The organism is Photorhabdus sp. CRCIA-P01 (assembly GCF_003545805.1).
Classification (GTDB): Bacteria; Pseudomonadota; Gammaproteobacteria; order Enterobacterales; family Enterobacteriaceae; genus Photorhabdus; species Photorhabdus antumapuensis.
Genome location: NZ_NMQR01000004.1, coordinates 74,021 through 86,440, shown reverse-complemented (window position 1 = coordinate 86,440; position 12,420 = coordinate 74,021). Strand labels below are relative to the sequence as shown.

11 protein-coding genes are annotated in these 12,420 nt (G+C 38.6%); 8 read left to right on the top strand and 3 right to left on the bottom strand.

Going from position 1 to position 12,420, the window contains the following annotated elements:
• Nucleotides 1-233: 233 nt before the first annotated feature.
• From D3222_RS04070 to D3222_RS04055, 4 genes are all read left to right on the top strand, one after another.
• Nucleotides 234-908 carry a helix-turn-helix transcriptional regulator gene (locus tag D3222_RS04070; protein ID WP_118984994.1) on the top strand — a complete coding sequence of 225 codons (675 nt, stop codon included), beginning with the start codon at nt 234-236 and terminating at the stop codon, nt 906-908.
• A 343-nt stretch (nt 909-1,251) separates the two neighbouring features.
• Nucleotides 1,252-2,253, top strand: coding sequence for a LacI family DNA-binding transcriptional regulator (locus D3222_RS04065; RefSeq protein ID WP_118984993.1), 1,002 nt, complete (start codon nt 1,252-1,254; stop codon nt 2,251-2,253).
• A 145-nt stretch (nt 2,254-2,398) separates the two neighbouring features.
• Nucleotides 2,399-3,853, top strand: a complete 1,455-nt coding sequence (nhaC, locus tag D3222_RS04060) for a Na+/H+ antiporter NhaC (protein WP_118984992.1) — start codon at nt 2,399-2,401, stop codon at nt 3,851-3,853.
• Nucleotides 3,840-5,018, top strand: coding sequence for a MalY/PatB family protein (locus D3222_RS04055; protein ID WP_118984991.1), 1,179 nt, complete (start codon nt 3,840-3,842; stop codon nt 5,016-5,018). The genes nhaC and D3222_RS04055 overlap by 14 nt, the downstream gene beginning before the upstream one ends.
• Nucleotides 5,019-5,377: 359 nt before the next feature.
• On the opposite strand, the gene D3222_RS04050 is transcribed toward D3222_RS04055, so the two are convergent.
• Nucleotides 5,378-5,590, bottom strand: coding sequence for a helix-turn-helix domain-containing protein (locus D3222_RS04050; RefSeq protein ID WP_118984990.1), 213 nt, complete (start codon nt 5,588-5,590; stop codon nt 5,378-5,380).
• Between the two features lie 315 nt (nt 5,591-5,905).
• Here D3222_RS04050 and D3222_RS04045 point away from each other — a divergent pair, with 315 nt between their 5' ends.
• The 4 genes from D3222_RS04045 (at nt 5,906) to D3222_RS04030 (ending at nt 9,970) form a co-directional block, all read left to right on the top strand.
• Entirely contained in the window at nt 5,906-6,475 is a 570-nt protein-coding gene (locus D3222_RS04045; protein ID WP_198672736.1) for a helix-turn-helix domain-containing protein, read from the top strand.
• Nucleotides 6,476-6,960: 485 nt separating this feature from the next.
• Nucleotides 6,961-7,653 carry a PAS domain-containing protein gene (locus tag D3222_RS04040; protein WP_118984988.1) on the top strand — a complete coding sequence of 231 codons (693 nt, stop codon included), beginning with the start codon at nt 6,961-6,963 and terminating at the stop codon, nt 7,651-7,653.
• Nucleotides 7,654-7,707: 54 nt separating this feature from the next.
• Entirely contained in the window at nt 7,708-8,388 is a 681-nt protein-coding gene (locus D3222_RS04035; RefSeq protein WP_118984987.1) for a helix-turn-helix transcriptional regulator, read from the top strand.
• Between the two features lie 742 nt (nt 8,389-9,130).
• Nucleotides 9,131-9,970, top strand: coding sequence for a glycosyl hydrolase family 18 protein (locus tag D3222_RS04030; protein ID WP_118984986.1), 840 nt, complete (start codon nt 9,131-9,133; stop codon nt 9,968-9,970).
• A gap of 251 nt (nt 9,971-10,221) precedes the next feature.
• On the opposite strand, the gene D3222_RS04025 is transcribed toward D3222_RS04030, so the two are convergent.
• The gene (locus D3222_RS04025) at nt 10,222-10,746 is read right to left on the bottom strand and encodes a SprT family zinc-dependent metalloprotease (protein WP_118984985.1); all 525 of its coding nucleotides are present in this window, start codon (nt 10,744-10,746) and stop codon (nt 10,222-10,224) included.
• Between the two features lie 150 nt (nt 10,747-10,896).
• The gene (gene metK / locus D3222_RS04020; RefSeq protein WP_118984984.1) at nt 10,897-12,069 is read right to left on the bottom strand and encodes a methionine adenosyltransferase; all 1,173 of its coding nucleotides are present in this window, start codon (nt 12,067-12,069) and stop codon (nt 10,897-10,899) included.
• Nucleotides 12,070-12,420 lie beyond the last annotated feature (351 nt).

Genomic DNA, 12,420 nt, shown 5'->3' with positions numbered 1-12,420 from the left:
TTTGACACTTGGCAATGGATTATAAGCAAGATCAGAAATCGATACACAAATCACATTTTCACACTTCATGAAACCGGTTACATGAACAGCAAACTCATCTCACATTCCATTTGAAATAAATGCGTTACTCTATACTTCTGACTATGAGGGGATTCCCTATAGAACGAATAGCTGTTCTTGCTGATTGTTAAAATATTTTTCTATTTATATTCAATAATTATTGAAGGTCATATATGTGTCAAATCACCCCTCAGTTAATAAATATGTGGGATAAAAGCCATGAATCATGGTTTGTAAAAGATAAGAATCTTCGTTTTATATATGCAAATAAAGTATTTATCAAATTAAGTAAGTTACCTGAAGACTTTGATGTAATGGGATATACTGCTAAAGAATTACCCACACCGTTTAATTATCTTGCTCACCTTTTTGAAAAACATGACTGTAAAGTCTTACAGTCTATGCAACGAGTATCATCTATTGGAGCTCATCTTCAAAGTAATAACCAACAACTCAAGCCCTATTTTTGCGAAAAATACCCGTTAATGAATGAAAATGATCAATGTATTGGAATAATTTGTCGCATTAAAGAAATAAATCATTTTTCGGTACATAATTACATTAAAGAGGATGCAACTATGTCTGTTAAGCTTAGGCCCCCTAATAATATATTGACAGAAAAAGAATGGATAGTAATCTTTTTATTCTGCCGTGGCATCAGTAATCGAGGTATTGCTAATGAAATGAAAATTTCATGCCGTACTGTGGAAGGGTATTTTCAAAGTATCCATGAGAAATTATCAATCGGATCAATTATTGAATTGAAATTATTTTGCGAAAAAAATAATTATGATCTCTATATTCCACCAAAATACTTTAAATCTATGAACCACTTTTTGCTCTATTGAGGGCGATACTTGTGCTCTAGCTCTTCTATCACTTAATCAAGGGAGTTGATTTAAGTGATAGAGAGACATGGCTTTCAATAGATCAATGACATGAATCAGCTTCGTAGCTTATTTTCGGAGCCAGATCAAGGATTTCATTGTCGGCATATTGAAAGTCCAATCATGTTCATACTCCTAACCGTTCTTATTCTATTGTTAAACCGTTCATTCAATATTATTAAGACAAGCCCAATTCGCATTATTCACTTGAAATTAAGGTATGCAAATCCTTTCATGATAATCTGAATAAATTGAGATATGATTCTTTTTCACATTTATCTTACATAACTGCTGAGGAAAGATTATGGCCACAATGAAAGACGTAGCCCATCAAGCTGGAGTATCCGTGGCCACTGTAAGCCGCGTCATTAATAATACCGCTTATGTCGAACCGGTCACTCGTGAGCGTGTGGAGAAAGCCATGCGTGAATTCAACTACCATCGTAATTCTGCCGCGCTTGCATTAGCGAAACGATGCGGGAATATGTTGGGTTTACTCACTGGCAATCTGGCTGATCCTTTTTTTTCCCTTTTAGCTCGCGGGGTTGAAAAAATTGCCAGGCAGGAAGAGGTAAAGTTGATGGTTTGTAGTGGAGGGTATCAAGCTGAACTTGAGAAATCCGCCTTGGATTTTTTAATTAATCAGGGATGCGAAGCAATAGTAGCGCATGTTAGTAGGATGAGTGATATAGATGTATTACGCTATGCAGCTCATACACCAGGATTAGTGATTATCAATCGATATTTCCCTGCTATCGCCAACCGGTGCATTTGGTTAGATAATGTCAGTGCTTCTCAGATTGCTACTAACTATCTTATTCAAAACGGTCATCGAAAAATTGCTTGTGTAACAGCAGATCTACCGATTGATAATAGAAGGCTCCGCCTGGAGGGGTATCAGGCTGCAATGGCTAATGCGGGCATCACCGTACCTGGAAATTGGGTTATTAGTGTTCCATTTAACGAAAAAGGTGGGGAATTGGCAGCAGAAAAGCTGTTAAAGAGCGGTATCGACTTTACCGCGGTAGTAACATTTAATGATGTTATGGCTGCCGGGATGATGCGATCCCTACATCAATGGAAAATCAAATTACCGGAACAACTGTCGATTGTTGGGTTTGATGATATTGTCCCGGCCCGATATCTTTATCCCCCTTTAACTACCGTACATAATCCAATAGAACGAATGGCTCAGCGGGCGGCTAATTTGGCATTGCAGCTCAGTGCCAAAAAAGAAGTAGCTCCGCAAATGAATATGTTCTCAGCCGAACTGGTCATCAGAGATTCCGTTTTTTTAATCGAGTAATAAAAAGCGTCGCGTATAAGCGATATGTAGATCACATTTCATATCTCATGAAACCAATTACATGAACAAGTAATATCTGTCACATCTCATTCGAAATAAATTCATTATTCTGTTTTAACAACTCACCTGAAATTGGAATTTTAATATGGATGATAAGAAAAAGCTTAATTTGGGACTCGCTATACTGCCAATTGCAGCAATGCTTTTACTGTTGGTTATTGGGTATGGTCAATTGAATTTACGCATCGAATCCCTATTACTGATATCAGCAGGAATAGCAGCGACCTTGGCGTATTGGCAAGGCTATCGCTGGAATGACATTATCGATGCTATTGTGGCAAAGCTGGCTAAAGCGATGCCGGTGATCATGATCCTGATTTGCGTAGGCGGGTTAATTGGGACCTGGATGTTCAGCGGAACCATACCTTACATGATGTATTGGGGGTTAAAACTGATTAGCCCTCAATACATACTTATTGCTGCTTTCTTTATCACGAGCGTTATCTCAGTTTGTACCGGTACGTCATGGGGATCAGCAGGAACAGTGGGGGTTGCCCTTATGGGAGTCGCCGCTGGCCTTGATGTGTCTTTGGCTGCGGCAGCCGGGGCGGTTGTTTCAGGCGCGTATTTCGGCGATAAAATTTCACCGCTATCTGACTCAACTAACTTCGCCGCCATCGTTGCCGATACTGATCTTTACAGTCATGTTCAACATTTGATGTATACCACTATTCCCGGCTTTGTTTTAGCCGCTACTGTTTATTTTATTGCGGGCCATACAAGCTTAACCGGTAACGTGGCGACACCGGAAAAGGTCACAGAAATCGTGCAATCCCTTGAAAGCCTGTATCACTTCAATTTATTGCTGATTTTGCCACCGATACTGGTTTTGTGGGGAGCAATAACCAAACGTCCGGTGATACCCGTCATGCTTGCTGCATGTGCATTAGCTATTGTACTTGGCATAGGTTTCCAGGGGCTCACCCTTAAACAGGGCCTTAATGCGTTGATAGATGGTTTCAATCTCTCGATGTTCTCTGACCAGGGACACAACATCACCGGCGTCGTTAGTGATGTCTCCCGCCTGCTCAATCGTGGGGGCATGTTCTCAATGATGAGTACTATCCTGCTTGCATTTTGTGCATTTGCGTTCGCCGGCGCTTTAGCACTCACTGGCGCCTTGACCATCATCATTAACCGGCTTCTACAAGTTGTTCACACAACCGGGCAACTTATCGCTGCAACCTTGGTAACAACTATTCTGGTAACGGGCGCAACCTGCAACGGAAAACTGGCTCTCCTCATCCCGGCGGAGCTGTTCAAAGACGCTTATCGCCGCATGGGACTGGATAATAAAAATCTGTCACGGACCATAGAAGATGGCTGTACCGTCATAGAACCGTTGATCCCCTGGACTGCTGCCGGCATTTATATGGCGACGACATTGGGTGTCAGTACGCTTGAACTACTGCCCTGGGCGATCCAGTGCTATGCTGCCATTTTCTTTGCTCTTATTTATGGCTTTACTGGTTTTGGTATCGCAAAAATCACTGCGGAAAACGCCTTGAATAAAAAGGAAACCCAACGTGAAATTGCCTGATTTCAACCAGATAATCGATCGCCACAATACAAGCTCTATTAAATGGGATTTTTTAAATCGTTACTTGCACTTAAATAAGACTGATCTGCTGCCAATGTGGGTATCTGATGTCGATTTTCAATGCCCGGAAGAAGTCTTGCAAACACTCTACTCCCGCATTGATCACGGTATTTTCGGTTATAGCGAACGCGACGATCACTATTACCAGACGGCAATAGACTGGTTTTCACGGCGCCATAAATTGACCTTGTATCGCGACTGGTTTACGTCGATAGAAGGCGTCATACCCGGATTGGCTTTACTGATACAGATGCTCAGTAAACCGGGGGAAGGTGTCGTTGTGCAAGGGCCCTATTATGCTTCATTCGCCAAAATTATTACTATGAACAGCAGGATGGTGATTGAAAACCCGCTTCTTGAAAGTCTGGAAGGTTATAAAATTGATTATGGTCATCTGGAACAGATGTTGGAGCAACACAGACCGCCTCTACTATTGTTATGTAACCCACATAACCCTACTGGTAGATGTTGGAATAGTGACGAACTACGCCAAATATTGATACTCTGTAAAAGATACGGTACGACGGTAATTTCCGATGAAATTTGGGCTGATTTAATTTTGCCTTGGGGAAAATTCACCTCAATACTGCATCTGGGGAGTGAATGGCATAGCAATGTCATTGCCGCCACCTCAACAAGTAAGGCGTTTGGGCTTGCATCACTCCGTATATCAAATTTTCTCATTCCCAATCCTGAACTTCGACGTTCCTTTAAAGATCGGTTGGATGCGCATGGACTCGATGTATTCAATGCGCTATCCATGACTGCGGCTACCGCAGCATATCAATATGGGGATGTATGGCTTGATGAACTACAGCATTACCTGGCGGAAAACCGTCGTTGGTTCGAGCAGGCTTTAACGTCTGCCGTTCCTTGGTGCCGAATGACTAAAGCGGAAGGTACATATCTGGCTTGGCTGGATTGTCGCGATTTAGGCTTGGATGATGACACTTTGCAACGGGCCTTATTACAAAAAGCCAAACTAGTCGTTTCAATGGGATGGAGTTTTGGCGCTAAGGGGAAAGGGTTTATCAGAATAAATTTAGGTTGTCCTCGTGAATACCTTGAAAAGGCAATCGGCGGTTTAATTCAGTTGACATCATAAAATAAAAAGATATCTACGAAATTAGTAGAAATATGGGAAGAAATGTTAACACAATCCAAAAAATTAACGGTGACAAACATCCTAAATTGGCCTGATTATATATTTTAACTAAATAAGGTTTCATAATTCCGCTACACGCGGTTTTCTTCAACTCATTGTTATACATAGGGTTGTTGGTAGATAAGATGTAGCACCATTTTGGAAAGTTATTTAGAGCACGATAACAAAGCAGGGTGTTAATAGCCCTGTTTTCACTCTATTATCATACCTGAAACTTTCCACAAGAAAAGTTTCAGGTCATGAGTTTCATCTCATTGATTTTTATATGAGAAGTTCATGTTAATTTTGAAAATAGCAATTCATTTAAAATATCTGCTCGGCCATATTTCACATGGCTCACAATTTAAAGCGGCAGCAATAAGCCGTTCACCTTTGGGCCACGGACGGTGCAGCGCATTACTTAACGTGGATGATGCAAGCCCCGCTTCTCTTGAAATAGCAGATAACGACGTTCCCCGTTTTCTAAGTCCCGCGATAATATCAGCCGGGTGCCAGTCGATTTTTACAATCATTCCTTTCCTCTCTCCTCAGTTTGGTTATTCAAGGTGCTATATTCATACTCTCTTTAGATGGATATTTTTATGTTGTTACAGCTTTTTCCCTGAGTCCGCGCTGGGGCGGAATGCTAAAAAATAGCTGTACTAAGACATTAAACCCCGCTAAGTACAGCCAAATATTCTCCAAATGGAAAATGTTATGTCTAACGACAAAAAGGTCATAAATGAACTTCAATTGTTCAAAAATAAACATTAAATGTTCAGAAATGTTCTTTTATGAATACTAGAATGTTCAAAAATTTTAGTTACTTTTGGGGATTCTGGAACCGTATGAAATACTTTAACGAACGTCTTAAAGAAGCTCTTCAGTTACGAGGAATAACATCAACACAGTTGGCTCATCAAATCGGCGTGCAAGGGGGTTATATTTCGAAACTGCTTTCAGGACAAATCAATAAAACTAAGTACATAGACGCAATCAGTGAATCTCTCAATGTCAATGTTACGTGGCTTAAAAGTGGAGATGGGCTACCTGTCGTAGGAACTGAGACACATTATGTCGATATCCCACTTTACACGTCAGTTAATGAATATAGTAAAAACAGTTATATGAAAATGGCTCGCATTCCGTATTTACGTTCAGATAAAGATGATGATCTATTTGCAATATCAATATCTCAAAATGACTTATTCGAGGAAGGAGCAACTCTGGTTGTTAACAAGCATGGAAAAGGAAACGGTTTTTTTCTTATTGAAGAGAATAAAGAATTATTCATCTCATCTCGATTTGACAATATGAATAGCCTCCATTGGGTACATAACACAAATAAAAAAATTATATACCCTTCATCTTTCAAGCTGCTGCTTTGTTGGCTGCTTTCACTCACCCCAGTCACATAGTTATCTATGCTCCTGGGGATTCGTTCATTTGCCGCCGCGCTGCAACTCGAAATCTATTAGGTATAGCAATCAATACAGCCAAAATTTTAGGAAAAATTGTGGCATTTTACGAACAACCTTATTCAATTCATGTGTAGAAGAGAAGCGTATAAATGAACACGCCAGGTTCCGATTTGATGCCAAATTTAAATTTTTTTATGTAACCTATAGCAACATAATATCTTTATAAGGCAATCAGTTTTAATGGATTGCGATGTTATATGTGTGCAATTTTTAATGGGTAAAATAAACTACTTAAATTATTTTCAATAAAAATAATATTTTTTCTTATATTATTTTGTATTTATAATGCCATTATAAAATTAATAAACATACAGTCTTTGGCTGGATAATTGTTATACTATATTATATAGTTAAATTATTTTGTGTATCACCAAAAAACAGTTCATTCAGATAATGACTTAAATATAAATTTAGGAGTTGCTATGTCAAATATAAGAAACAAACCCGGTCATATTACGCCACAATTAACGCTGATGTGGGATAAAAGTAATGAACCCTGGGGAGCCAGAGATCGCGAGTCAAGGTTTATTTATGCTAACCCTGCTTTTTATCAGCTGCTCAACCTTCCTGAAGATTTCGATATTATAGGGCTATCTATGGGTGAATTACCCTCACCTATTGCCGAATATGCAGAAGAATTTCATCGTCAGGATCAAAAAGCCATTCAAACTATGCAACGCGTCACTTCACTGGAAACACATCAGTTTGGGAAACATAACGTTAAACAAACTTATATTTGTGATAAATTTCCCCTTTATGATGAGAATAATGATTGCATTGGGATCTTCTTTCATATGTATAAAACTCAGGACTTTTCTATTTCGTACTACTATGAAAAAACCCCTCCAGCAACACTGGAATTTACCCCCCCTAATGACACACTGACGCAACCTGAATGGGAGGTTCTTTTTTTAACTCTGCGCTCATTAGATGAAGAGAAGATCAGTGAAGAATTAATGATAAGTCCCGAAGATGTGGCTAATCACATTCAATCAATTTACCAAAAATTCAATTTGCCCTTACATGCAGAATTAAAAGATTTCTGTAAAGAAAATAAACTTGATCTTTATATTCCAGAAAGATTTGTCACTATCGGTAGTAGAGAGTTAAGTTGATTGTAAAATATCAAGCATCTAACTTTAAGACTAGAGAAAAAAAAGGGTAATAACATGGATAATAAACTAATTATCTCACCTCAAATCATTAACACAATAAAGCAGAGTAATGAGCCTTGGGGGATAAAAGATAAAAATTCATGCTTTATTTATGGTAATAAGGCATTGAACTCGATTAAAGGATTTTCTGATTCATTTAATTTTGATGGGCTTTATGATGATGAACTTCCTTGGGATGGCGCTGAGTTTGCTAAGGAATATATTCAGCATGACCAAAAGGTAATGAAAGAAGAAAAATCATATGTTTCACTCGAAACACATATTTGGGGAGAGATAAAGACATTATCATCTTATTTCTGTGAGAAATCACCCATTTATCATGAAAATGGCGATTGTATGGGGATTATCTATCACTTATGGAAAGCTCAAGATTATTCATTAACACGTTTGTATCATGGAAAACTCCCCGCTTCTATTATATTCCAACCACCGACTGATTTATTTACTCCACGTGAATGGGATGTCATTTTCCTCTCTTTACATAAATATACCAGTAAACAAATTGGTCGAATGTTAAATATTTCCTACCGTACTGTTGAACACTATATGGCACAAATATACAGAAAGGTTAGTGTTAGGTCTGCTCAGCAATTGGAAGAATACTGTCGCTTCAATGATTATGATCTTTATGTACCAGAAAGATTTTTACATCCTGAAAGCAGCATTTTGGTTTGAATCTCAAATCTTGGTGATGTTCACGACCGGAAGTGGCCGAACAGCGTTATCGTTATATGCTCCATTTATCGGGAAAAGCGGGTATGACTTATTACACGATGATCCCTTTACTGCCCGTTTTAAGGAAGAAACGGGGGTAAGTATCCTTAACGTCATTTTATGACATCAGGCGACAGCTACCTTGAAAAACACCGGCGCTGGTATTGCCGTTGTTGTCGCAAGCAGCGGTAACAACCAGTTTAATTAGTGAGGGAGACAACACCGGTATTTAATATTTTGCTAATAGCAGTGTTGATCTCAATGATGCCATTTTTGTGCACTGGACTGGAGCATTAACGGCCAATTCCGGTATGTGGACACAATATTCTGGAATGCAGCCAGTGGGACTGGCTCAAACTCTGTAAAATGTGAGGTTCAAAGAATGATCGAGTAAAGTTTTTCTTTATTAAAAACATCATATGGATATTAGTTATATTTTTATGAATCTAATTATTTCTTTATTATCAGATGGTTGCCTTAATTTTTTATAGATGGAATATTTATTTTTTCACTTGAAGAATTTCACGTTGAGTCAGATAAATGCAGTCAGATAAATGCAGTCTGATAATAAGTCAAGCTTATCCGACTTACGGATCATTTAATCCTTTTTGATATTTACTATCCTGGATAAAAATGGGTAAATATTCGCGATTTTTAAGGTTAGGAATAAATAATATTAAATTTTAATCGGAGGAATATTCGTATGTTAAGTGAAAATCAGTCGTATATTGCATTTCTTAATAACCCATCCATTCAGGATTTAATTGATATTGGCAATTTTATCGTTGAGTCATCCGGGAAGCCTTTCTTTACTAGCGTTGTTTTGTTTGCAGCAAATATTAATGGTCATTCCCCGGATAATCCTGAATTGTTTTACAATAGTTCAATAAGTACAATACTTAATGAGAATATTGATCTTGTACAAAGTCTGCAAAAGAAAGGGATGAAAATTCAATTATCATACTTGGGAAATCATCAAAATTCAGGATGGTCATGTAACATGAGCGAATCAACGGCAAAAGCTCTTGCTAATAATATGGTTGAAGATATTGTTAAGTATGGCCTTGATGGTATCAACATCGATGATGAATATTCAGCATGTTCTGGTAATAATCAATCTTTTTATTGGGTAACCGGTGCGCTAAAAAATCACCCCAAATTTCAACAGAAAGTACTGATAAAGGCTCTTTGGAGCGATTTAATTTACTTCCAGAATCCATTAAGTGTGGCAGATTTCTTGGATGAAGGTTATGAGATGACTTATGCTGGTAATGTCAATAATTTGGATCAATATGTTCGTTATGGCATGAAAAAAGAAAATTTGTTTCTGGGCATCTCTCCAGAATTCACTCCTTTATCTAAAGTAAAGGGAATTTGTAGTTCAGTTATTAATAGTGGCTATAATGGTGTAATGATTTGGGCGCCTAATTCTTTCTTTACAACCGAACAAGCATCTCAATATTATACCGAGATTATCAAGGCCGGGGAAGGGGATAATTCAAAGGTTGTATATACTCCGGGAGATAATTTCATCATTAAATAAATGTTAATATATTGTAAGGTGTAAAAGTGGTTAATTGATTCCTTATCAGATAGATATTTACTCAATAGAATAATGATACAGGAGAGCAAGGGAAACTGATTTTTATTTTACTGAAGAAGATCCCTTGCTTTGTTTAAAAATAGGAGCTTTGGAAGAGTTTGTTGGTAAAATAGGATGCTTGTTCATATACTATCGTTATTATAATTCATATTTAGATAGTGGAATCCGCCAATTTTTATTATTATAAATCTTTATAAATTAGGATTGAAAGAATCAATTGATTTAGCAATAAGCTTTTCTCCGCATTTTTGACAGATATAATGACTTTCTCCTCGCAGAGTTTTATTATGACGTCGTAGGGTTAGTTCATGTTGCTGGCAGCGACAGTAATAAGTAAAAGTTTCACTACGTACTGAATCGATTTTAAATTTGTGTGTACGGTTAGCCGGAACGTTCAGTACTTCTTCCATCATCCAACGCCATTGTTTCCCATGTGGAGGCACTTTCCCAAAATAGCGATAAACCAATAGATGAGCTAATTCGTGAGGTACAACTTCATCAATAAAAGCTTGTTGGTTTTCAATCAATAACACTGGATTAAGGCGGATTTCCCAATTTTTTATATAGGCACTGCCTGCGGTAGTTCCCCGCTGGTAGTAATTTATTGTCGGTTCAGGAAAGTCACGGTTGAGATATAAGTTTGCCTGTTGCAGTTTTTGCTGCAAAGTATTCATAACGGCGTGTTGTAGGGAAATTGGAACGTTAGCTGATTTCATGTGTTGAAAATAAATAGGTAAGGATGAGTGAATTTTATTATAAATCCTGAAAAAAGCTGATAATAATATTTTTAGGGATTCTTCAATCGTCAGCTAATGTTAAAAAAGCTGGGTTCAGTTATCCAAACTCAGCTTTTTGCTTTTATATTTTTACATATTCATCGCTGATAGCTTTAGACCCGCAGTATCACGCAGCGCTTCTGCTTTATCAGTGGCTTCCCACGGGAACTGTGGTCGACCAAAATGACCATAAGCGGCAGTATCACGATAGATTGGGTGCAATAGATCCAGCATCTGAATCAAACCGTGAGGACGTAGGTCAAAGAATTCACGTACCAGCAGAGTTAGGGTTGCTGTTGACACTTTTTCAGTACCGAATGTTTCCACCATGATGGAAGTGGGTTCTGCAACACCGATAGCATAAGAAACTTGGATTTCACAACGATCAGCCAGACCAGCAGCAACAATATTTTTTGCCACATAACGTGCGGCATAAGCCGCTGAACGGTCGACTTTAGAGGGATCTTTACCGGAGAATGCTCCGCCACCATGACGAGCCATGCCACCGTAAGTATCTACGATAATTTTACGGCCAGTCAGACCACAGTCTCCCATTGGGCCACCAATAACAAAACGACCAGTTGGGTTAATGAAATATTTGGTTGTTGGATTTAACCATTCAACGGGCAGAACCGGTTTGATGATCTCTTCCATAACCGCTTCTTGCAGATCTTTCTGACTAATATTTTCAGCATGCTGTGTGGAAAGTACAACTGCGTCAACGCCGACAATTTTGTTGTTATTGTATTGGAAAGTGATTTGGCTTTTAGCATCAGGACGCAGCCACGGCAGTACACCATTTTTGCGAACTTCAGCTTGACGTTGAACCAGGCGGTGCGCATAGGTGATTGGCGCAGGCATGAGTACGTCAGTTTCGTTGGTTGCATAACCGAACATTAGCCCTTGGTCACCAGCACCTTGTTGCAGGGGATCTTCGCGGTCAACACCTTGATTAATATCCGGTGACTGTTTACCAATCGCACTTAATACTGCGCATGAGTTTGCATCAAAACCCATCTCAGAATTAACATAACCAATCTCTCGAACTGTTTGCCGCGTAATTTCTTCAATATCAACCCAAGCGCTGGTAGTAATTTCACCACCAACCATAACCATGCCGGTTTTAACATAGGTTTCGCATGCAACGCGGGCTTTTGGATCTTGTTCCAAAATAGCGTCAAGAACAGCATCAGAAATTTGGTCTGCGATTTTATCAGGATGCCCTTCGGAAACAGATTCAGAAGTGAAAAGGTATGTGGTCATTATATAACGTCACCTTAAAATATAATTTCAGTTGGGAAATGGACGGATTAACATCTAGATGGCTATTTTAGGGTAATTCTTATCCATGTGCTAGATTTTTTTAGTTCAGCGAGTAATTTTCATCGGGGGAATGAATAATTTCTTGGTTTATATGTCAGTTTTGTTCAATTTCATTTTGCAATTTTATGTGATTGCGAGTATAAACAGCGGCCGTAGTTAAACTATTTGTGCTACAGACTCGCAGAAGCTAAACAGCTTCTGTTTCTCAATCGAGAAAATGGCTCCTTGAATATGAGTCATGTGTGGGGGTGAATGGGGTAATGAACCATTATCTGCTGATTGCTAATGGCC